The 20,338-nt window shown below is 70.7% G+C and carries 19 protein-coding genes and 1 tRNA gene; 12 read left to right on the top strand and 8 right to left on the bottom strand.

Annotation, left to right across the window (positions count from 1 at the left end):
- Nucleotides 1–132 precede the first annotated feature (132 nt).
- The 3 genes from ACIRRY_RS08620 to ACIRRY_RS08630 are packed head-to-tail and all read left to right on the top strand — an operon-like array spanning nucleotide 133 to nucleotide 4,786.
- Nucleotides 133–1,299: an HpcH/HpaI aldolase/citrate lyase family protein gene (locus ACIRRY_RS08620; RefSeq protein ID WP_403969339.1), complete on the top strand. Its 1,167-nt coding sequence runs from the start codon at nucleotides 133–135 to the stop codon at nucleotides 1,297–1,299.
- A gap of 14 nt (nucleotides 1,300–1,313) precedes the next feature.
- Nucleotides 1,314–3,971: a phosphoribosyltransferase domain-containing protein gene (locus ACIRRY_RS08625; protein ID WP_403969342.1), complete on the top strand. Its 2,658-nt coding sequence runs from the start codon at nucleotides 1,314–1,316 to the stop codon at nucleotides 3,969–3,971.
- Nucleotides 3,971–4,786 carry an HAD family hydrolase gene (locus ACIRRY_RS08630; RefSeq protein WP_403969345.1) on the top strand — a complete coding sequence of 272 codons (816 nt, stop codon included), beginning with the start codon at nucleotides 3,971–3,973 and terminating at the stop codon, nucleotides 4,784–4,786. The genes ACIRRY_RS08625 and ACIRRY_RS08630 overlap by 1 nt, the downstream gene beginning before the upstream one ends.
- Before the next feature lie 50 nt (nucleotides 4,787–4,836).
- Here ACIRRY_RS08630 and ACIRRY_RS08635 read toward each other — a convergent pair whose 3' ends face one another.
- Nucleotides 4,837–5,049, bottom strand: coding sequence for a zinc ribbon domain-containing protein (locus tag ACIRRY_RS08635; RefSeq protein ID WP_403969347.1), 213 nt, complete (start codon nucleotides 5,047–5,049; stop codon nucleotides 4,837–4,839).
- Between the two features lie 300 nt (nucleotides 5,050–5,349).
- Here ACIRRY_RS08635 and ACIRRY_RS08640 point away from each other — a divergent pair, with 300 nt between their 5' ends.
- The 3 genes from ACIRRY_RS08640 to ACIRRY_RS08650 all read left to right on the top strand — a co-directional run bounded on the left by ACIRRY_RS08640 (nucleotide 5,350) and on the right by ACIRRY_RS08650 (nucleotide 10,136).
- On the top strand, nucleotides 5,350–7,533 hold the full coding sequence (locus ACIRRY_RS08640) for a transglycosylase domain-containing protein (RefSeq protein ID WP_403970861.1): 2,184 nt from the start codon (nucleotides 5,350–5,352) through the stop codon (nucleotides 7,531–7,533).
- 43 nt (nucleotides 7,534–7,576) lie between these two features.
- A complete protein-coding gene (locus ACIRRY_RS08645) occupies nucleotides 7,577–8,857 on the top strand; it encodes a hypothetical protein (RefSeq protein ID WP_403969350.1) in 1,281 nt (426 codons plus the stop codon).
- A gap of 109 nt (nucleotides 8,858–8,966) precedes the next feature.
- Nucleotides 8,967–10,136 (top strand): amidase domain-containing protein, encoded by a 1,170-nt coding sequence (locus ACIRRY_RS08650; protein WP_403969353.1) that lies wholly within the window; start codon nucleotides 8,967–8,969, stop codon nucleotides 10,134–10,136.
- 63 nt (nucleotides 10,137–10,199) lie between these two features.
- Here ACIRRY_RS08650 and ACIRRY_RS08655 read toward each other — a convergent pair whose 3' ends face one another.
- Nucleotides 10,200–11,588, bottom strand: coding sequence for a hypothetical protein (locus tag ACIRRY_RS08655; RefSeq protein WP_403969355.1), 1,389 nt, complete (start codon nucleotides 11,586–11,588; stop codon nucleotides 10,200–10,202).
- A gap of 71 nt (nucleotides 11,589–11,659) precedes the next feature.
- Nucleotides 11,660–12,445: a DUF4097 family beta strand repeat-containing protein gene (locus ACIRRY_RS08660; RefSeq protein ID WP_403969358.1), complete on the bottom strand. Its 786-nt coding sequence runs from the start codon at nucleotides 12,443–12,445 to the stop codon at nucleotides 11,660–11,662.
- A gap of 204 nt (nucleotides 12,446–12,649) precedes the next feature.
- Here ACIRRY_RS08660 and ACIRRY_RS08665 point away from each other — a divergent pair.
- A tRNA-Val gene (locus ACIRRY_RS08665) sits at nucleotides 12,650–12,724 on the top strand.
- 113 nt (nucleotides 12,725–12,837) lie between these two features.
- Nucleotides 12,838–13,248, top strand: a complete 411-nt coding sequence (locus tag ACIRRY_RS08670; protein WP_403969361.1) for a hypothetical protein — start codon at nucleotides 12,838–12,840, stop codon at nucleotides 13,246–13,248.
- 33 nt (nucleotides 13,249–13,281) lie between these two features.
- Here ACIRRY_RS08670 and ACIRRY_RS08675 read toward each other — a convergent pair whose 3' ends face one another.
- Both ACIRRY_RS08675 and ACIRRY_RS08680 read right to left on the bottom strand, forming a co-directional pair.
- The gene (locus tag ACIRRY_RS08675; protein WP_403969364.1) at nucleotides 13,282–13,677 is read right to left on the bottom strand and encodes a nuclear transport factor 2 family protein; all 396 of its coding nucleotides are present in this window, start codon (nucleotides 13,675–13,677) and stop codon (nucleotides 13,282–13,284) included.
- A gap of 45 nt (nucleotides 13,678–13,722) precedes the next feature.
- Nucleotides 13,723–14,079 (bottom strand): hypothetical protein, encoded by a 357-nt coding sequence (locus tag ACIRRY_RS08680; RefSeq protein WP_403969366.1) that lies wholly within the window; start codon nucleotides 14,077–14,079, stop codon nucleotides 13,723–13,725.
- Nucleotides 14,080–14,142: 63 nt separating this feature from the next.
- Between ACIRRY_RS08680 and ACIRRY_RS08685 the strand changes: the two genes are divergently transcribed.
- Both ACIRRY_RS08685 and ACIRRY_RS08690 read left to right on the top strand, forming a co-directional pair.
- Nucleotides 14,143–14,709, top strand: coding sequence for a hypothetical protein (locus ACIRRY_RS08685; protein ID WP_403969369.1), 567 nt, complete (start codon nucleotides 14,143–14,145; stop codon nucleotides 14,707–14,709).
- Nucleotides 14,710–14,905: 196 nt separating this feature from the next.
- Entirely contained in the window at nucleotides 14,906–15,406 is a 501-nt protein-coding gene (locus ACIRRY_RS08690; RefSeq protein ID WP_403969372.1) for a GNAT family N-acetyltransferase, read from the top strand.
- An 8-nt stretch (nucleotides 15,407–15,414) separates the two neighbouring features.
- On the opposite strand, the gene ACIRRY_RS08695 is transcribed toward ACIRRY_RS08690, so the two are convergent.
- A complete protein-coding gene (locus ACIRRY_RS08695; RefSeq protein WP_403969375.1) occupies nucleotides 15,415–16,320 on the bottom strand; it encodes a ketopantoate reductase family protein in 906 nt (301 codons plus the stop codon).
- 120 nt (nucleotides 16,321–16,440) lie between these two features.
- Between ACIRRY_RS08695 and ACIRRY_RS08700 the strand changes: the two genes are divergently transcribed.
- Nucleotides 16,441–16,665 carry a DUF2277 domain-containing protein gene (locus tag ACIRRY_RS08700; RefSeq protein WP_403969378.1) on the top strand — a complete coding sequence of 75 codons (225 nt, stop codon included), beginning with the start codon at nucleotides 16,441–16,443 and terminating at the stop codon, nucleotides 16,663–16,665.
- A 249-nt stretch (nucleotides 16,666–16,914) separates the two neighbouring features.
- Here the strand turns inward: ACIRRY_RS08700 and ACIRRY_RS08705 are convergent, their stop codons facing one another.
- A complete protein-coding gene (locus tag ACIRRY_RS08705) occupies nucleotides 16,915–17,556 on the bottom strand; it encodes a DedA family protein (protein WP_403969380.1) in 642 nt (213 codons plus the stop codon).
- A gap of 229 nt (nucleotides 17,557–17,785) precedes the next feature.
- Here ACIRRY_RS08705 and ACIRRY_RS08710 point away from each other — a divergent pair, with 229 nt between their 5' ends.
- Nucleotides 17,786–18,334, top strand: coding sequence for a superoxide dismutase family protein (locus tag ACIRRY_RS08710; protein WP_403969382.1), 549 nt, complete (start codon nucleotides 17,786–17,788; stop codon nucleotides 18,332–18,334).
- On the opposite strand, the gene ACIRRY_RS08715 is transcribed toward ACIRRY_RS08710, so the two are convergent.
- Nucleotides 18,306–20,252, bottom strand: coding sequence for an FAD/NAD(P)-binding protein (locus tag ACIRRY_RS08715; RefSeq protein WP_403969387.1), 1,947 nt, complete (start codon nucleotides 20,250–20,252; stop codon nucleotides 18,306–18,308). The genes ACIRRY_RS08710 and ACIRRY_RS08715 overlap by 29 nt on opposite strands.
- Between the last annotated feature and the right edge of the window lie 86 nt (nucleotides 20,253–20,338).

Consider the following 20,338-nt stretch of genomic DNA (forward strand, 5'->3'; position numbering starts at 1 on the left):
TTCGGACACCGACACGGCCGAGTTACCTGAAGTTCATGCCCGGCGGGAACCCCTGACATGGGTTTGTACGTACTATTACCGGCCACCTATCGAAAACACTCACGGTTCACATCGTCACCACGGGGGAGCTTTATGCGTCATTTCGGGCACATTGCCCCTGAGGTACGGCAGCGTCTCTTCTTCCAGGAGCCGTGCGAGTTCGACGCGGACTCCCCGGCCCGGCTGCTCGCCGCGGCCCTGGGCGCCACGCTCTACAGCCCGGCCACCCGCCCCCACCTCGCCGACGACATCGTCAAGCAGGCGGGCCGCGGCGTCGTGTCGATGGTGCTCTGCCTGGAGGACTCGATCGGCGACGAGGACGTCCCGGCCGCCGAGGAGAACCTGGTCCGGCAGTTCACCGAGCTGGCCGCCCGCCCGGACACCGAGCTCCCGCTGCTGTTCATCCGGGTCCGCGTGCCCGAGCAGATCCCCGATCTCGTACGTCGTATGGGCCCGGCCGTACGCCTCCTCTCCGGCTTCGTGATGCCCAAGTTCACCGAGGAGAGCGGCACGCCCTTCCTGGAGGCGCTGGCCGCCGCTGAGGCGGCGAGCGGCCACCGGCTGTTCGGCATGCCGGTCCTGGAGTCGCCCGAGCTGCTCTACCGCGAGTCGCGCGTCGAGACCCTGGAGGGCATCTCCCGCGCGGTCGACAAGTACCGCGACCGCGTCCTCGCCCTGCGCCTGGGCGTCACGGACTTCTGCTCCTCCTACGGCCTCCGCAGAGCCTCCGACATGACGGCCTACGACGTCCAGATCGTCGCCAACGTGATCGGCGACGTGGTGAACATGCTGGGCCGCGCGGACGGCACCGGGTTCACGGTGACCGGCCCGGTCTGGGAGTACTTCCGGGTCCAGGAGCGCATGTTCAAGCCGCAGCTGCGCCGCAGCCCCTTCCTGGAGGGCCAGGCGGAGGAGCTGCGCGAGGCGCTGATCGAGCACGCCATGGACGGGCTGCTGCGCGAGATCGCCCTCGACCAGGCCAACGGGCTGATGGGCAAGACCTGCATCCACCCCTCGCACGTGCTGCCCGTGCACGCGCTGTCCGTGGTCAGCCACGAGGAGTTCTGCGACGCGCAGGACATCCTGCGGCCCGAGCGCGGCGGCGGGGGCGTGCTGCGCTCGGCGTACACGAACAAGATGAACGAGGTGAAGCCGCACCGCGCCTGGGCCGAGCGGACGATGCTGCGCGCCGAGATCTTCGGTGTCGCACGCGAGGACGTCGGCTTCGTGGAGCTGCTCGCCGCCGGAATCCCCGGCTGAATCGCAAGGGACGCATGAACAAGGCAGTGAACGACGGTGTCTGGTCGGGTAGTTGGGTCGCGGAGCGGCTCGGTGTCGAACTGCTCGGCGACCCCGAACTGACCGACCTCCTGGGCCTGGCCCTCCGCCGCAACCCCAAGCGGGCCCACCTCCTGGTGTCGAACGTGCTCGGCAAGCACGTCCCCCAGTCCCCGTCGATCGTCTACGGCCACGGCTTCACCCTGGGCCGCCGAGTCCGCGACCTCCTGGGCCTGGACGAGTCCCGTCGCTCGGTGGTCCTCGGCTACGCGGAAACCGCGACGGGCCTGGGCCACGCGGTGGCGGACGGCATCGCCGTCGCCCCCTACCTCCATTCCACCCGCCGCCCGGTCCCCGGCGTCGCGACGGCGGGCGGCTTCGAGGAGTCCCACTCCCACGCGACCTCCCACCTCCTGCTCCCGGAGAACCCCGAACTCCTGGCCGGCGACGGCCCGTTGGTCCTGGTCGACGACGAGTTCTCCACGGGCAACACGGTCCTCAACACCATCCGCGACCTCCACGAGCGCTACCCACGAGACCGGTACGTGGTCGTGGCCCTGGTCGACATGCGTTCCCCCGCCGACGCCGGGCGTCTGGACGAGTTCGCGGCGGAGATAGGCGCGAGGGTGGACCTGGTCGCAGCGGCATCGGGCACGGTGACCTTGCCGGACGGTGTGCTGGAAAAGGGCCAGGAGCTGGTGGCACGGTACGAGACGGAGGGCGCCGGGGCGGGTAGTCGGTCGTCTGCCGCGCCGTCGGGGCTGGCCGCGCAGTTCCCCGCGCCCCTGAGCGAGACAGGGGGTGCCGGGACAGGTCGTGTGTCGTCTGCCGCGCCGTCCGGGCTGGCCGCGCAGTTCCCCGCGCCCCTGAAAGACAAGGGCGTGGATGTCGACCCGAGCCTTGAATCCGCCCCGAACCCCCACCCCCCAGGGGCGCGGGGAACTGCGCGACCAGCCACAACGGACTCGCACCCGGCAGACAACCGGATCCGCCGAGTCGATCTCCGCTGGCCCCGAAACCTCCCCGACGGCGGACGCCACGGCTTCACCCCCCACCACCGAATACGCCTCGAAGCAGCTCTCCCCGCAATGGCCGCCCGCCTCGCGGACACCCTCCCCGCAAACGCCCACCGCGTGCACATCCTCGGCTTCGAAGAGCTGATGTACGCCCCCCTCAGACTCGCCCGCGAGCTGGAGCAGATAGCCGACGCCGACGTCACCTACTCCACCACCACCCGCTCACCCGTCCTCGCGGTGGACGACCCCGGCTACGCGATCCGCACCCGCCTCACCTTCCCCGCCCACGACACCCCCGCCGACGGCCCGGGCGACCGCTACGCCTACAACATCGCCGGCGCCGACTTCGACGCGGTGGTCGCGGTCGTCGACTCCCGTGGGGACACCCCCGAACTGCACGGCCTGCTGGCCGAGTTGGCCGCGCACACCCCGCACGTCGTCCTCGCGGTGATCCCCTCGTACGTCCCCGAAAGGCCCCCCATGCTGCCCGAGCCCCTCCGCGGCCCCGCCTTCTCCTCGTACGCGCCCGAAGAGGTCGGCTGGCTGCTCCAGGACCTCTCGGACGTGACGCTGGAGGCGCCGACCGAGGAGCGCGAGGAGGCCATCCAGAGCGGCGGCGCGCACTACGCGGAGTCGCTGCCGGTGGAGTACCAGCCCAGCGAGCAGTACCAGGAGCTGTTCCACACCGCCCTGGACGAGGCCGCCGGCCGACTCGCGCTGGCCGTGGGGGCGGTCACCGAACTCGTCCTCGCCGAGCGCTCACCGCACCCCGTGCTCGTCTCCCTCGCCCGCGCCGGCACCCCCGTAGGCGTCCTGATGCGCCGCTGGGCCCAGTACCGGCACGGCCTCGACCTCCCGCACTACGCCGTGTCGATCGTGCGCGGCCGGGGCATCGACGCCAACGCGCTGCGCTACCTCGCCGCCCACCACGACCCCGCCGACATCGTGTTCGTCGACGGCTGGACCGGCAAGGGCGCCATCACCCGCGAACTCGCCGACGCCGTCAAGGAGTTCGAGGAGTCCGACGGCATCACCGGCTTCGACCCGGAGATCGCGGTACTGGCCGACCCCGGCTCCTGCGTGCGGACGTACGGCACCCGCGAGGACTTCCTCATCCCCTCCGCCTGCCTCAACTCGACCGTGTCGGGGCTGATTTCACGCACGGTGCTGCGCTCGGACCTGGTCGGCCCGCACGACTTCCACGGCGCGAAGTTCTACCGCGAACTCGCGGGCGTGGACGTCTCGGTGGACTTCCTGGACGCCGTGGCCGCCCGCTTCCCAGACGTCACGGACGCCGTGGCGACCCTCGCCAAGGAACTGCTGGCCGCCGACCGCACCCCGACCTGGGAGGGCTGGGCGGCAGTCGAGCGGATCAGCGAGGAGTACGGCATCCACGACGTGAACCTCGTCAAGCCCGGCGTCGGCGAGACCACCCGGGTGCTGCTGCGCCGGGTGCCCTGGAAGATCCTCGCCCGGGCCGGCGCGGGTGCCGACCTCGACCACGTCAGACTGCTCGCCGAGCAGAGAGGCGTACCCGTCGAGGAGGTGGCCGAACTGCCGTACACCTGCGTGGGGTTGATCCACCCCAAGTACACGCGCGGTGCGACCGGTGCCGACGGCAAGGCGGTGGCGGTCTGATGCCGGTACTCGTCGCGAGCGACCTCGACCGTACGCTCATCTACTCCGCGGCCGCCCTCGCCCTGACCATGCCGGACGCGCGGGCGCCCCGGCTGCTCTGCGTGGAGGTGCACGAGAGCAAGCCACTCTCCTTCATGACGGAGACGGCAGCCGGACTCCTCACCGAACTCGGCGGACTCGGCGACGACACGGCCGTCTTCGTCCCGACCACCACCCGCACCCGCAAGCAGTACCAGCGCATCAGCCTGCCCGGCCCGGAACCGAAGTACGCGATCTGTGCCAACGGCGGCCACCTCCTCGTCGACGGCGGGACCGACGAGGACTGGCACACCCAGGTTCAGACGAAGCTGGCCGCCGAGTGCGCTCCCCTGGAGGAGGTCCGCCACCACCTCGCCGACTCCGCCGACCCGGCCTGGGTCCGCAAGCACCGCGTCGCCGAGGACCTCTTCGCCTACCTCGTCGTAGAACGCGAACTCCTCCCGGAGGAGTGGGTGAAGGAGCTCGCGGTCTGGGCGGAGACCCGAGGCTGGACGGTCTCCCTCCAGGGCCGCAAGATCTACGCCGTCCCCAAGCCCCTCACCAAGAGCGCGGCGATGCGAGAACTGGCCCACCGCACGGGTGCCACCCTGACCCTGGCCGCGGGAGACTCCCTCCTGGACGCCGACCTACTGCTCGCCGCCGACAAGGCCTGGCGCCCAGGCCACGGCGAACTGGCAGACGAGTCCTGGACGGCCCCCAACGTCACAGCCCTACCCGACCGGGGCGTCCAGGCAGGCGAACGGATCCTCCAGGAGTTCCTGAGGGCAATGCCTTAGGGGCGCGAGGAACCGCGCGCCCAGCCACAACGCACCCGCACAGCCTTTGCCTAGCCGCAGCACCCGCCCCCACAACAACCGCCCCCGCCGCCCCCACCACCCGCGGGGGCGGACGCCGCCCCGCCCACGGCAACGGCGGACAGCAACTTCACCGTGTCCTCATGGCCCGAAGGGCATGAAGCCGGCGCCGCCGACTCCGCCATCGGCCGGCTGACTTCGAACGTGGACCCACAGACACGACAGCGGTACTCATAGCGAGGCATGCCCCCAGGCTAGCGCCGCCCTCACATGAGTACGGCACCTTGTTTTTTCATGAAGGTTTCGGCTGTGTCCTGTTCTGTCGTTTTCTTATATGGAGAACTTGCGAAGACCACTGGTAATTTGAGGGCGCCGAGTGATCTGTGAGACCGGGGGGAACCGGGATTTGCAGTCGTGTTCACGGCAACCTTTTCAGACCCTCGTACGTCAATGCGTCTGCCTGTGCGAGCAATACGGAGTGCGGAGGGAGTCGCGTCGTGACCCACGAGGGGGACGGGGAGGAGCGCCAGGCACCGGACGAGACCATGCAGTTGAAGCTCCCCGCCGGGTTCAGGCCGGACGAGACCATGCAGCTGCGGTTGTCCGACCTGGAGATACCCCGCGCGCCCGAGATACCCGAGGGAGAGACGAAACCGGTACGGCACCGGGGCCGCAAAGCCCCCCGCCCGTCCCTCCGTACCCGTCTCTCCCAGCTCGCCACCGCCCTCGGCCCCCGCTTCGCCCCGGTCGTCGCCCGCCTCGCTCCGATCGTGATCTTCCTCACTCCGTACGTCCGTAAGATGCGCCCGCAGTACCCGCGCCCGGGCCGTACGGACTGGCGCCGCTGGATACCCTCCTGGCGGCAGTGGCTCGGCGGCGTGCTCGCCTCCTTCGGCCTCAGCGGACTGTTCCTGGTCGTCGCCTACGCGATCACCGACGTCCCCTCCAACCTCAACACGTACGCGACCCAGCAGGACAACGTGTACTTCTGGTCGGACGGGACGCCCATGGCCCGCACCGGCTGGGTGCAGCGGCAGGCGATGCCGCTGAAGGACATTCCCGAGAACGTCCGCTGGGCGGTGCTCGCCGCCGAGAACGAGAGCTTCTACAGCGACCCCGGCATCTCCGTGAAGGGCATCGCCCGCGCCCTCTACCGCACGGTCGGCGAGGGGGACACCGAGGGCGGCTCGACGATCACCCAGCAGTACGTCAAGAACGTCTATCTGACCCAGAACCAGACGGTGAGCCGCAAATTCACCGAGGCGATGATCTCCCTCAAGCTCGACAACAAGATGAGCAAGGACAAGATCCTCGAGGGCTATCTCAACACCAGCTGGTTCGGCCGCGGCACCTACGGACTCCAGCGCGCCTCACAGGCGTACTACGGCAAGGACGTCAGCCAGCTCAACGCGAGCCAAGGCGCTTTCCTCGCCTCGCTGCTGAAGGGCGCGGGCCTCTACGACCCGACGATCAGCAAGGCCAACCACGCCCGGGCGGTGGCCCGTTGGTCCTGGATCCTGGACCGCATGGTGAAGATCGGCAAGCTGTCGCCGGCCGAGCGCGCCAAGTACAAGACCTTCCCCGAGCCGCTCAAGGAGTCGCGGACCTACGACACCGGAAAGCAGAGCGACTACCTGGTCGAACTGGCCACCCAGTACGCGAAGAAGACCGCGCACATCTCGGACAAGGACTTCGACCTCGGCGGCTACCAGATCTACACGACCTTCGACCGCGACCGCGAGACCGAGCTGACCGACGCCGTCACCAAGGCCCGCAAGGACGCGCAGAAGGACGACCCCGCCCTCGCGAAGGCCGCCCACTACGGCGCCTCCTCGGTGGCCTCCGACGGCCGGATCCTCGCCGTCTACGGCGGCCCCGACCACCGTACGCAGGGCTTCAACGAGTCCAATGCCACGACGGTGCCCGCCGGTTCGGCCTTCGAGCCGTTCGTCTACGCCGCCGCCCTGGAGCACGGGGTCACCAAGACCCGTGGCAGTCCGCCGACCTCGGTCACCCCGGACACGCTGTACGACGGGAACGACGCCGTGCCGGTCACCACACCGGAGGGGCCGTACTGGGACCGCAGCGGCAAGAAGGTGTCCGCGCACAACGACGGCAACAAGTCCTACGGGCAGATCAGTCTGCGCCAGGCCCTCGCCCAGTCCGTGAACACCCCGTTCATGCAGCTCGGCATGGACACCGGCCTGACGACCGTGCGGGCGACCGCCGAGAAGGCCGGACTGCTGTCGTCCAGTTTCGGGGCCCAGGTGCCCGCGCTGTCGCTGGGCAACGCCACACCCAGCGCACTGCGCATGGCGAGCGCGTACGGCACGTTCGACGCCGGGGGCGTCCACACCGAGCCGTACTCGGTCCGCCGTATCACCCGCAACGGCGCCGCGGTCGCCCTGGCGCGGCCGGAGCCGAACCGGGCGATGAGCAAGGTGACCGCGCGTGAGGTGACGGAGGCGCTCACGGACTCCTTCGGCACCGCGCATCCCACCGCCGCGAAGTCCGCCGGGACCGTCGTGGCGGGCAAGACCGGCACCACGCAGGACGACACCGCCGCCTGGTACGTCGGCACGGCCAAGTCCGTGTCGACGGCGGTCGTCGTCTACCGCATCGATCTGACCAAGAGCCTGGAACCCCTGCCCCTGAAGGGAGTTTCCGGCACCCCAGTCACCGACGTCCCCTACGGCATCTGGTCGAGAGCCATGACCCCGCTCGGCTGACCACCGCAGCGAACCCGCCACCTCCTCGCAGAATGAGCCGCCCATGAAGCCCCCGACGAAGGCGCCGTCCGGCCGCCGCCGCAGAGCCCCTGAACCACGCCGTCGTACCCCGAAGCCGGGGTTCCTCACCCTGGCCGTGTTCCTTGTCGTCGCCTCGCTGGTGACCGGGTACCTGGCGTTGAACCGGGACAACACGGCGCCGACCGCGTCGGCCGGCAAGAACGCGTCGCCCAAGTCGACCAAGGAACCCGTCTGGGACGGCAAGACGAAGGTGCTGGGGGACGGCTCGACCTCGTACACGGGGCCGCAGACGGGCCAGTTGAAGGCCGTGCCGCTCAAGCCCGGTGAGAAGCCTCCCCAGTTCGTCGTCTTCTCCTGGGACGGGGCCCTCCAGGGGGACGACAAACTCTTCTCGCACTACCGGGAGATGGCCAAGGAGTACAACGCCCACATGACCTTCTTCCTCACGGGCATCTATCTGCTGCCCAAGAGCAAGAGGGACCTGTACCACCCGCCGATGCACGCGGTGGGCTCGGCCGCGATCGACTTCCCCACCGACCAGCACATCCGCGACACCCTGGAGCAGCTCCGCCTGGCCTACGAGCAGGGCAACGACATCGGCACCCACTTCAACGGCCACTTCTGCGAGGCCAAGGGCGGCGGTGACTGGAGCGTCGCGCAGTGGAAGAGCGAGATCGACCAGTTCTTCTCCTTCGTCGAGAACTGGAAGACCAACACCGGCTACACCGACATCCCGGCCCTGCCCTTCGACTTCAAGAAGGAGGTCGTCGGCGGCCGTGCCCCCTGCCTGGAGGGCCAGCCCAACCTCCTGAAGGCGCTGAAGGGTTACGGCTGGCGCTACGACGCCAGCTCGCCGGGCGACTTCCAGATATGGCCCACCAAGAAGGACGGCCTCTGGGACTTCCCGCTCGAACTGCTCCCCTACGGGGACAACATCCAGGCCCTGTCGATGGACTTCAACTTCCTCTACAACCAGTCGGGCGGCGCCACCCAGGGCGACCCCGCGAAGTTCGCCGACTGGGAGAAGAAGACCGTCGACTCGTACATGGCGGGCTTCAACCGGGTCTACTACGGCAGCCGTGCGCCCCTGTTCATCGGCAACCACTTCGAGAACTGGAACGGCAGCATCTACATGAAGGCGATCGACCGGATCATCCCGACGATCTGCACCAAGAAGGGCGTGAAGTGCGTGTCCTTCAAGGAGTTGTCGGACTGGATGGACGTGCAGTCGCCCCAGACTTTGCAGCAGTTGCGCAGCCTGGACCCGGCTCAGTCGCCGGACTGGTCGACGGTGGTCAAGTGACCTCTCGGGACTGGTGAACCGACCAAGTGCAACCCCCTTCACAGGAGCCACACATGGCGTGCGAAGATGCCCTCGCCCGGTAGGCGTACCGGCGTAGAGGGGAACACCATTGAAATCCAGAAAACTGAGCCGTAAGCGGAGCCGTACGGCCATAGTCTCGGCGGCCGCCGCCTCGGTCGTCGCCGGCGTCGCCCTCGTGCCCAACTGGAGCGCGGGCGCGGCCGTCGTCGACGACCCGACCGTGAACGCCGCGACCAAGGCGACCTTCCAGAAGCTGGCCGACGCGGTCTTCACCGACCGCACCCAGGCGCTGGTGCACGGGGCCACCACGAAGCAGAGCACCTCGCGCTTCTCGGGCGACGTCCGTCTCTCCAGCACCCAGTCGCGCGACGAGAAGGCCGCGCTGACCCAACTGCGCGGCCGCCAGAGCAGCATCGCGAAGCTCGGCGAGACGTACAGCACCGGCGCCACCAAGGTCACGCTCGACGCGACCCGGGTCACCGGCCGTACCGCCAAGGCCGATGTCACCGAGACGACCACGCTGACGTACGCGAAGGCCACGGGGAACGAGCCGAAGACCACCGGCTTCCAGGCGCACCACGAACTGACCTTCAAGGCTGACCAGCAGGGCACCTGGCAGCTGTCGAAGATCGAGGACACCGACACCGGTGGCCTCGCCGTCAACACGCTGTCCAAGCCCGCGGTCAAGGCGCCCGCGCCGGCCCCGGACGACGGCAACACCACGCCGGACGCGCCGCGCGCGGCCGTCACCCGCAACCCGGTGGCGGTCCCGAAGACGAGCACGGCGTACGACTACAAGGCGATGGCGACCTACGCCGAGAAGTACTGGAACGTCTACAACACGGACTACCCGAACTTCAACGGCCACGCGGACGGCGGCGACTGCACCAACTTCGTCAGCCAGTCCCTGAAGGCCGGCGGCTGGAAGCACGTCCCGGGCTACGTGTACGACTACACGAAGTGGTTCGGCACCGCCGACATCCAGTCGGACTCCTTCATCGGCGTCAACGAGTGGTCCTGGTTCGCGCAGAACTCCAAGCGCACCACCCCGCTCGCCAACGTCTACCAGGCCGAGGTCGGCGACGTCATCCAGGTCGACTTCGACCGGGACGGCTCGAAGGACCACACGATGATCGTGACGTACAAGGCCAACGGCATCCCGTACGTCACGTACCACTCGAACAACACCTACCGCAGGTCGCTGTCGAGTCTCATCGCGTCGTACCCGAACGCGTACTACTACGCGTACCGCACCTGAGATCCACCGCTCGCACGCACCGGCCCCCCGTCGCTTCGGTACGCGACCGGGGGCCGGTTCCGTTCAGTGCCCGGGCGTCCCACGCTCCTCGCGGATCCGGGAGACCACCCGGGTCACGGACTGCCGTACGGCCTCCGTCTCCGTCAGGAAGTGCCAGTAGTCGGGGTGGCGGCCCTCCAGCGTGGCGATCGCGCGGTCGAGGCGGGCGACGGCGTCGTCGAGCGGACGGGCGTCGCGCGGGTCGGGGGTGGAGCGGCCGGACATCGCGAGGCGCTGGGCGTCGCGGATCGCGAAGCGGGTGCGGTCGATCTCCTGCTGGGGGTCCTTCTGCACGGCGTTCAGCCGGCGCAGGCGGTCACCGGCGGCCGACACGGCCTCGTCGGTGGTGTTCAGCAGCGCCCGCACGGTCGACAGCAGCGACGTGGCGTCCGGCCAGCGCTGCGCGTCCCGGGCGGCCTGCGCCTCCTTCAGCTTCGCCTCGGCCTGCCGTACGTTCTCGCCGGCCTGGTCGGGCACGTGCTGGAGGTCCTGCCAGCAGGCGGCCGAGAAGCGCCGCCGCAGCTCGCTCAGCACCGGGTCGACCTGCCCCGCGCGGGTGGTCAGCGCCTGCGCGCGGGTCCGCAGCGACACCAGCCGGTGGTCGATCTCGGCGGCCCGCTCGGGCAGCTTGTCGGCCTCGGCCCGGATGGACTCCGCCTCCCGGGCGACCTGCGTGGCCCGCTCCAGCGTCTGCGGTACGCCGTGCTGTCCGGCGCCCTGGTTCAGCTTCGTGAGCTCCGGCCCCAGCTTGGCGAGCCGCCCGGCGAGATCGTCGGCGCGCAGCCCCGACGCCCGTACGGCGTCCAGCGCGTTGCTCGCGGCGAGCAGCGCCTGCCGGGCCCGCTCGACGGCCGGGGCCAGCCGGGCCAACTGCGTCTCGGCCTTGCCGAGCAGCGGCCCGAGCCCGCTCTCGAACCGGTCCAGTTCCTGCTTGACCTGGCCCAACTGGTCCTTGGCTGCGGTCAGTTCGGTGCGGGCGCGGTTCGCGGCGGCGGCCTCCAGGTCGTCGCGGTCGAGGTCGTGCGCGTCGACGGCGTTGATGTACCGGCCGCTCGCCTCGTCGATCCGCCGGCCCAGCGACTCGAAGTCGGTCACCGCGCGGCGGGCGGCCGGCGAGTCGTCGACCGCGGTGATGGTGTCTATCGAGATCCGCAGATCCCGCTGGGCGGTGTCCAGCTCGTAGAACGCCGCCGCGGCCGCGTCCTTCGCCGCCTGCGCCTCGGCCCGCTGGCTCTCCGACCGCCCGCCGAACCAGCGCCGGGTGCCGCCGCCGGCGAACGCGGCGGGCAGCGCGAGCGCGACGAGCAACGGCAGGCCCATCAGCGCGAGGGTGTCGAAGGCGGCACGGGCGGCGGCGGAACCGCGCCTGGACCGTGTGAGCGGCGAATACGGCTGCGCAGGTGTCGCCGTCACATCCCTCTCCCGTGTTGTCCGTCCTGACCGTTGTCATTCTCCCACCGGTAGAGGACGAACACACGAGCCGGTCAGTTCGCGTTCCGCACCGTGACTTTCCCGTCGCCGGTGTGGGCCGTCACCACATGAGAACTCGACGAGTCCCGGGGCACCGACACATCCACGCCGCCGTCCCCGGTCTTGGTCGTCACGCGGTACTTCGTGCCGCCGCCCTTGGGCAACGTGATCGTCACCGACCCGTCGCCGCTGCGGGACTCCACCAGGTCCGGTACGGCGCCGAGTTCGAGACGCACGGACCCGTCACCGGTGGTCGCGTGCACCTCCCGGGACGACACCTCGGCGTGCACGGAGCCGTCCCCGCTGTGCAGCGTCAGCGCCCCGGTGGAGTCGGTCACGTGCACGGACCCGTCGTGCGTACGGACGTTCAGCGCGTCCGTGAACCCCCGCGCCCGCACACTCCCGTCCCCGTCCTCCACCTTCACGGCGACCCCGCGCGGCACCTCGATCCGGTGCTTGACCGAACAGTCGGCGATCACCCCGGAACACTTCATCCGCAGCACCAGCCGGTCGTCCTTCAACGCCCAGCTCACCTCGGGATCCGATCCGATCGCCACGTTGCCCTGCCACCACCGGGTGACCTCGATCCTCCCCGCCGGGTTCGCGTCCGAGGCGACGACCTCGAGCGCGGAGTCGTCGGAGTCGATGGTGAGGGTACGGCCGGGCAGCGCGAAGGTGCGGTGATCGGGGTGCTTGTCGTCACCGGCGGAGGCGGTACCGCAGGCGGTGGCACCTGCGAGAAGCAGGGCGACACCGGCGGTCGCGGTGAGGACACAGCGGGTGGTGCGGGTGCGGGTCACGGTGATTTCCCCCTGGGACGGACGCGGAGTCCCGATGACTCCTACGGCTCTCCTCGACCGTAGGGAGCGGCGCTCATCAGGGGCATCCGGCGCGCTCCCGGACTCGGGGTGGGGAAAACCCCCGGCACGGCCCTGACCTGTCTTCCGTGGCGATACGGGTTTGCGGGACAGGCCCCCCGGCAATGTAGGCTGTCGACTCGTCCTGGGCGCGTAGCTCAGGGGTAGAGCGTCGCCCTTACAAGGCGAATGTCGGCGGTTCGAAACCGTCCGCGCCCACCAGGATAAGCAGCAGGTCAGAGGCCTTCCGGGGAGATCTCCGGGAGGCCTCTTTCCGTACGGGACGGTCGTGCGGCGGTATCGCGATTTCCCGGTGCGATGGGCAGGATGGCCCCATGACTGAACCCGGCACTGGCACCACCCCCTCCGGCTCCGTGTTGTCCCTGTGGTCGCACGACTCGGTGTTGTCGATCGGATCGGTGGGGTCGGTGTTGTCCATCGGGTCCGTCGGGTCGGCGCTGTCCGTCGGGTCGATCGGCAGTTCGCTGTCGGTCGGGTCGATCGGGTCGGCGCTGTCGTTGGTCTCGGCGGGCTCGTGGCTCAGTACGGGGTCGGTGCTGTCCGCGCAGTCGCGGTGGTCGGTGCTGTCGTGGCGGTCGACGCGCGGCTTCCGGGCGGTCGGGGCCGGGACCGGTGACGGGGTCCGTTTCGGCGGGGTGCCGGTCGTGGGGGCGGTGCGGGTCGTCGGAGTCGTCGGGGCTGTGGCGGCCTTGGCGCTGGCCCAACGGGCGCTGCGGAAGCCGTAGTCGATGACCTGGGCTGTCGGGTGACGGGCGGGGTCAGGACCAGAACTCGTTTGCCCTGTCGATGTCCTCGACGCACTCGTCCAGGTCCGTGATCTTGTCCCCGAGGACGCGGAAGACGATGCCTCCGGTCTCGTCGATGTGCTTGCCGTCGTGCTCCGCCGTGACGTGGTGGAGGGTGACCACGTGGCCCCGGCCGTCGACGAGGACCGTGTGCAGGTCGATGCGCAGGGTGCCGTTCGTCTGCGCGAAGAGCTGCCCGTACATGTCGATGACCGCGTCCTGGCCCTTGAAGTCGCCGGACAGCGGGTGGGTGCCGGGCACGTGGTGGGTGACGTCCGAGGACATCAGCCCGCGCAGGGTGTCCATGTCGCCGCGGACGAAGGCGTCGTAGCCCTTGCGGACGAGGAGTGCGTGCGGGTGGTCGGCCATGATCGATCGCCGCCTCTCGGTTGCTTCGGCGATATAAGGCTTACCTCAATCATTGTCCGCCTTGTCGTCCACCGGTGTCGTCCCGTGGGCGTGCTTCAGCTTCATCCGGCCCTCCACGCGCTCCGTCGCGGCGACCTCGGTCCAGAACCGGTGGCCGCTGACGAAGACCGCGAGTTCGTGCTCCCGCTGCCGGAGCTTCTCCACCTCGGCCTGTTCGTCGGGCGTCCAGCCGGGGGAGGCCGGGCGCTCCACCTTGCGCCAGCCGCCCCCGTCGCTGAACCCGTCCAGGGGCTCGACCGACCAGGGCAGCCGCTTCAGCAGGGCCGAAAGCTCGGCCCGGACCTGATGCAGCTCCTCCTGTCCGGCGAGGAGGTCACTCGGGAAGTCGTAGGTCGTAGGCACGCGCTAATGCTACGCCTGTTCGAATTTGGGTCGCGAGTTCCTTCCGGGACTTCATACGAACGGGTGTGGGTCACATTCGAACGGGTGTGGGGCGAGGACGTCGCCGACCCAACCGACGAGGGGATCACCACAGCTCAGGCTGCGGTGGCCAAGAACATGGGCCGGTGGGGCGGCGGGGGCCGCGACCGCAGCCCACCCGGCCGCATCCGCGGCGGCCGGCTCGCCGAGGCCGCCTACCTCGGGTCCCTCGTCACCGGCGATCTGCGCGACGCCCCGGGCCTGATCGAACGGGCCCGCGTCGCCCACCCCGGCCCCGACGAACCCCTCGTCGCCACCGTCGCGACCGCGCACCGACTCCTGCACGGCGATGGCGACGTGGACACCGCGCACCGCCTGCTGACCACGGCCCTCGGCCGTCACGAGCAGCCGACACCCCCGGACGACGAAACCGATGAAACCGGCGAAACGGACGGCGCCGACGGTACCGACGACGACTTGGTCCGCGTCGAAGCGCTCCACACCCTGACCGCGATCTGCTTCGCCGCAGGCCGCGCCGAACTGTGGCCACCTTTGCGCGAGCCCTCGACGACCTGCCCCCACCCCCACCCCCACCCCCACCCGCCGAACTGACCCTCCCCGCAAGGACGTTGAGCGACCCGGCCCGCCACACTCCGGCGACCCTCGCGCTCGCCGACACCGCCGTGTCCGGCCTCGGGCACGAGGTCAGCCCCGCCCGCATCGTCCGTACGGCCATGGCGGTCGCCCCGCTCGACCGGCTCCCCGCGTGCCGCGGCGGATGTCAGTGGGCCTGCCTAGGGTGCCGGGCATGGACGAGGAACAGGTGGAGCTCCGACCGTGGTCGGACGGCGACCTCTGGTTGCTGAAGCGGCTCAACAGCCCTGAGATGACCGAGCACTTGGGGGGTCCCGAGAGCGAGGAGCGGCTCGCCGCCCGGCATCGGCGCTATGCCGGGCTGGAGCGGGGGTGCATGTACCGGGTCGAGTTGGCGGCGGGCGGGGAGACCGTCGGTTCGATCGGGTACTGGGAGCGGGAGTGGCGGGGCGAGCCGGTGTGGGAGACCGGGTGGGGCGTCCTGCCCGAGTTCCAGGGGCGAGGGCTGGCCGCGCGGGCGGCCCGTGCCGTGGTGGAGGCGGCTCGGGCCGCCGGGCGGCACCGGTATCTGCACGCCTTCCCGAGCGTCGACCACCACGCGTCGAACTCGGTGTGCCGCAAAGCCGGGTTCACCCTGCTCGGTGAGGCGGAGTTCGAGTACCGCAAGGGGCACTGGATCACGTCCAACGACTGGCGGTTCGACCTCCAGGGGTGACCCGCCTGTCAGTTGGCGTTCGGCGCTCCCAACTCCCTTACCAGCCTTGCCGTCACCGGCACCGGGATCCCCTGTCGCTCCGCCGCCCGCAGCAACGCCCCGCCGATCGCGTCCAGTTCGAGTGGACGGCCGGCCTCCGCGTCACGCTGCATCGACGACTTGGTCCCCGGAGGGAAGGTGTCGTAGCGGGCCAGTGCTCCCGCCGCGTCCGACGGGCCGCCGTACGAGTGGCTCACCGCCGCCGTCTCCGTCAGCAGGGCGGTCAACTCCTCGCGGTGGCGCGTGCGGACGTCGCCCAGGGGGAGGTCGTAGCGAGTGGTGAGGAGGGCGAGCGGGGCGAGGAACGTCATCTTGGCCCAGAGTGCCGCGGTCTCGTCGGGCAGGACCTGGGTGCTGGGGCCGGCCGTGTTCAGTGCCGCCGCCAGTGCGTCCAGGCGTTCGCGGGGGACCGTGTCGCCCGTCAGGTCGATCTCCGCGAACGGGCTGCCGTGCTCAATCACCCCCGGGGCGACGCGAGTTGACTCGACCCGGATGATCGCGGGGGCGACCTGGGCGGGGGTGTGGCGGGCGCGCAGGTGGGCCGGGTGTTCCACGCCGTTCAGGAAGGGGACGAGGAGGCCGTCGGCCAGTGTCTTCGCCGGGACTCGGGTGAGTGCCGCGTCCAGGGCGGTCGCCTTGACCGTGATCAGGCAGGCGTCGACCGGTTCGCGTAGTTCCGTGTCCGCCTCCACCGGTGCCGTGAAGTCGCCGAAACCGGTGCTGCGGACCCGGATTCCGTTCGTACGGAGGGCGTCGGCCGTCTCTTCTCCGGCCAGGCAGATCACGCGGTGGCCGGCCCGGGACAGCAGCGCCGCGAGCAGGCCGCCGACGCCGCCGGGGCCCAGTATCGCCACGGTCAGTTCTCTGTTCGTCATGGTGCTTCCTTTCGTCGGTCGGCCCCGTGCGTGGTGACGGTGGCCGCCTCGGAAGGGATCATCGCAGGTGTGTTCGGGAGAGGGGCGGCGGTATCGCGTTCGGCGCGCGAGACTGGGTGTATGTGCCGCAGCATCAAGACTCTTCGACCGCCTGCCCAGCCCGACGAGGCCACGGAGGAGGAGATCCGGGCCGCCGCGTTGCAGTACGTGCGCAAGGTTTCCGGTTTCCGGGCTCCGGCCGCGCACAATCGCGAGGTTTTCGATCGTGCGGTCGAGGTGATTGCGGTGGCTACGGCTGAGCTGCTTGCTGATCTTGAGATTCGGGGCGCTTCGCGGGGGGCGTAGTGGTCAAAGTGCGGGCCCGGTGGGGGCTGGCCGTGCCCACACGGCGGGGCCGCACATGTCACAGCCCCGCGCCCCTGAAGGGCGGTCGCCTGCGGCTCCCGGCCCTGTGATCAAAGTGCGGGTCGGTGGGGGCTGGTCGCGCCCCACGCGGCGGAGCCGCACATGTCCAGCCCCGCGCCGCTAAGAGCGGTCGCCTGCGGCGCCCAGCCCTTAGGGGCGCATCCGCATCAGCCACCCGCCGCCCAGCCCCTACGGCGCCGCCGTCGCCTCCGCCACTCCCGGCTGCCGTCGCATCACAAACGCCGCGCCCGCCCCCGCCCCGAACAGCGCCACCAACGACACCCCCGTCGCCAGCCACGTCGCGCCCAGCCACTGTGCTCCGAAGTAGCCGAGGGCCACGCTGTAGGCCGCCCAGGACAGGCCCGCGAGGGCCGACCAGGGGAGGAAGTCTCGGGCGCGGTGGTGGGCGGCGCCCGCGCCGAGGGAGACGACCGAGCGGCCGGCGGGGGCGAAGCGGGCCAGGATGACCAGGGCGCCGCCGCCCCCGGCCAGGGCCTGGCCGAGACGTTCCTGCGCGGTGGTGAGGCGGCGGGAGCGGGAGATGGCGCGGTCGAGGCGTTCGCCGCCCAGCCAGGCCAGCCGGTACGCCACCAGGTCGCCCAGGACGGACGCCGTGGCCGCGCACGCGATCAGCGCCAGGATGCTGGGCACCTCGTGCGGGACGGGGACCGCGTCCGCCGCCGCGCCGGTGCCCGCTGCCGCCGCCGTCGCGGCCGCGATGACCAGGACACCGCTCGGCAGGACCGGCAGGAACACATCAAGGAGTACGGACAGGGCGACCATGGCATAGATCCATGGGCTGCCGGTCAGCGACCCCACACTCTCGAACAACGCAGCTCCCCGTGAACTCCCCCGTGGGCCGCGGCAAGGACGGCCAGTGACAGCCATACAGCGTACGCCTGGGTGGGGACAGGAGATTCACGGGGGGCACGTGTGATCCGCACAGTGTGTTCACCCGGCTGCCCCGTCCCGAGGGGCGAGGCGGGCTCGCATCCCGTAGCAACGTAAAGGGGTTCTAAGCGCACTCAAGCGCAACCAAATGTGAGGAACGGTACACATCATGGTGGCAGGCATATGCGCGGGCGCCGTCGTCGCGGCCCTACTGGCGAGCGGCACAGGCGGCACCGCCGCCGCGTCCGGTGCCCCGGACGGTTTCTGGATGCGGACGGACGCGCGGTTCGCGCCGGTCGCCGCCCTCGTGCCGTCGGCGGCGGTGACGTACGACAACAAGCTGGTGCCCGCCGCCGCGTGGATCGAGGTGAGTCAGCACACGGCCGTGAGCGGCACTACGACCGTGAAGCTCCGGGTCGACGGGATGGTGCCGGGGCACGCCTACGCCGTCCATGTGCACCAGAAGCCGTGCGGAGCCGACCCCGCCGCCGCGGGCGGGCACTTCCAGCACAAGCCGTCCACGGACCCGGCCGCCGCCACCGCCGACAACGAGGTCTGGCTCGACTTCACGGCCGACGAGCACGGCGCCGCCGAGGCGAGCGCCCGGCACGACTGGACCTTCCGGCAGGGCGAGGCGTCCTCGGTCGTGATCCACGACATGCCGGGCAGCCGGGTCCGCGCCGCCTGCTTCACCGTGCCGTTCGGCTGGGCTCCCTGACCTGCTGATACGTCCAGGGGCGGGCGCCGGCCGGCGTCCGCCCCGCCGTCACCTCGCGGAGCACCGCCCTCGCCACCGCGTCGGCGTCCGACAGCGTCACGGAGTCCACACCCGGCCGGGCGCCCGCCGCCGTCACCCAGTGCACGCCCTCCGTGGGCACACCGAACGCGAACCGCCTTGCGTGGACGCCTCCTTGACGGTCAATCAGACGGTACGGGCGCGGCGTCACGTCCAGCCCGCCCGTCTCGTAGCCGTCCACCGTGTGCGGCCGGCACCGGCCCGTCTTCAGCAGCCGCCCGAGCAGTTCGTCGGCGGTGCGGCGCACGTCCGGCTCGGGCAGCCGCGCCTCGACGAGGGTCGTCACCCGCACCTCCGAGCCCGGAACCGCGGGGGAGCGCGCCACCCAGGCGCCGTCCGCCTCCCGCACCTCCAGCCGGGGCCCGAGCACCTCCACCACGCCCGCCGCCACCAGCGCGGCCAGTTCCTCGATACGGCGGCGGGGCGGGCCGATGGACAGGAACGCGTTGAGCGGGGTGTACCAGCGGTCCAGGTGGTCCCGGCGGGAGGCGCCCGCGAGGCCCCCGTGGTCGACGACCAGCCGCAGTTCGTTGCGCAGATCGCGCAGCACGTCCAGGGCCGCCTTGAGCGGGCCGTCCACATTGCCGAGCGCCGCGTGCTCGGCGTCCTCGCGCAGATACGACAGCAGCCAGTCCCGCCAGGCCGCCGGGTGCGCGAGAGCGTGTTCCGTGTACGGGCGGGACAGCCGGTCCCAGCTCCAGCGGTCGGCGTCCGCGACCCCGAACTCGTCGAGGACCAGGGACTCTTGGGGATCGCGGTGCGGGACGGCCAGGAAGCGCTCGGTGAACTCCGTGAGCACTGCGGCCTCCGTGGACTCCGGGCGCCGGGAGGGCCGTAGCAGAGTCGTGTAGTAGACTGTCTCGACCTCCTTCGCCACCAACGGCCATATGTCCGTGAGGAATTCGGGCGGCTCGCCGGAGTCGGCGCGTTTGCGGAAGGCGGATATCGCCTCGGGGGTGAGGAGGTGGGGGGTGTGGCGGCCGTGGGGGCCCTTCGCGTTGTCGCCGCGCGCCTGGTACGGGATGCCTCGGCGTGAACCGGCGTACAGGCGGGGCTCCTTGCCCGAGGGGACGTAGCGCAGACCGCCGGACTTCGCGCGGACGAAACGGCCGCCCCTGCCCGTCGTCAACAGGGCTGTGTGGTCGAAGAAGTTGAGGCCCAGGCCGCGCAACAGGACTGGTTCGCCGGGGCGTACGACGGACAGGTCCACGTCGGCCGGGTTGGCGGGCGGTATGTGGTGCAGGCCGCGCTCGTCGGCGTATTCGGCGAGGCGGCGCCGGGTGGTGTCGGCGGCCGTCGGGAGGTGGCCCTGCGCCAGGACCACGGCCGAAAGGGCGGACAGGGTACGGCCGTTGTCCAGGGTGAGGGCCTGGTGGCCGTCGGGTGTGTCGTCGAGGCGGACGGCGCGGGCCCGGTGGGTCGCGACCCGGACGGAGTCGGGCGCCTCGCGGACGGTGCGGGCGAACACCCACTCCAGATAGCGGCCGTAGTGGGCGCGGGTGGGGTAGTCGTCCGGGCCGAGTTCGGCGGGCGCCCACTCGTGCAGGCTGGGGCCGGGGCGGACCGGGCCCGAGCAGTCGACGCCGGCGTCGGTGAAGAGGGTCACCTGGGAGGCCACGGTGTTCATCAGCAGCTCGGGGGACTGCGCGGAACGCCAGACGCGGCCGGGGCCCGGGGGCGCCGGGTCGACGACGTGGACGGTGAGCCGGGCGCCGGGCGGGAGGAGTTCCGGCGCGGAGGCGCAGAGGCGTTCCAGGACGCTGGTGCCGCGCGGACCGGCGCCGACCACAGCGACGGAGACGCAGGCCGGACGGTCGTTGGACGCGTTCACGGGTGACAAAGGGGTGACTCCCGGGCGTGTGGGGGCGCAATGGAGCAGACCGCCCACCGGGAAAGCGGACGGCCCGCCTCATCATGCCCGCACCG

It is taken from the genome of Streptomyces sp. NPDC101776, from assembly GCF_044766845.1.
Taxonomy (GTDB): domain Bacteria; phylum Actinomycetota; class Actinomycetes; order Streptomycetales; family Streptomycetaceae; genus Streptomyces.

What these genes read in the sequence shown, in the direction of transcription:
- ACIRRY_RS08670 (WP_403969361.1), top strand. Translation starts at nt 12,838, where the DNA reads ATGACTGAACCCGGCACTGGCACCACCCCCTCCGGCTCCGTGTTGTCC.
- ACIRRY_RS08635 (WP_403969347.1), bottom strand. Translation starts at nt 5,049, where the DNA reads ATGCCTCGCTATGAGTACCGCTGTCGTGTCTGTGGGTCCACGTTCGAA.
- ACIRRY_RS08690 (WP_403969372.1), top strand. Translation starts at nt 14,906, where the DNA reads ATGGACGAGGAACAGGTGGAGCTCCGACCGTGGTCGGACGGCGACCTC.
- ACIRRY_RS08640 (WP_403970861.1), top strand. Translation starts at nt 5,350, where the DNA reads ATGCAGTTGAAGCTCCCCGCCGGGTTCAGGCCGGACGAGACCATGCAG.
- ACIRRY_RS08620 (WP_403969339.1), top strand. Translation starts at nt 133, where the DNA reads ATGCGTCATTTCGGGCACATTGCCCCTGAGGTACGGCAGCGTCTCTTC.
- ACIRRY_RS08700 (WP_403969378.1), top strand. Translation starts at nt 16,441, where the DNA reads ATGTGCCGCAGCATCAAGACTCTTCGACCGCCTGCCCAGCCCGACGAG.
- ACIRRY_RS08630 (WP_403969345.1), top strand. Translation starts at nt 3,971, where the DNA reads ATGCCGGTACTCGTCGCGAGCGACCTCGACCGTACGCTCATCTACTCC.
- ACIRRY_RS08625 (WP_403969342.1), top strand. Translation starts at nt 1,314, where the DNA reads ATGAACAAGGCAGTGAACGACGGTGTCTGGTCGGGTAGTTGGGTCGCG.
- ACIRRY_RS08675 (WP_403969364.1), bottom strand. Translation starts at nt 13,677, where the DNA reads ATGGCCGACCACCCGCACGCACTCCTCGTCCGCAAGGGCTACGACGCC.
- ACIRRY_RS08710 (WP_403969382.1), top strand. Translation starts at nt 17,786, where the DNA reads ATGGTGGCAGGCATATGCGCGGGCGCCGTCGTCGCGGCCCTACTGGCG.
- ACIRRY_RS08645 (WP_403969350.1), top strand. Translation starts at nt 7,577, where the DNA reads ATGAAGCCCCCGACGAAGGCGCCGTCCGGCCGCCGCCGCAGAGCCCCT.
- ACIRRY_RS08695 (WP_403969375.1), bottom strand. Translation starts at nt 16,320, where the DNA reads ATGACGAACAGAGAACTGACCGTGGCGATACTGGGCCCCGGCGGCGTC.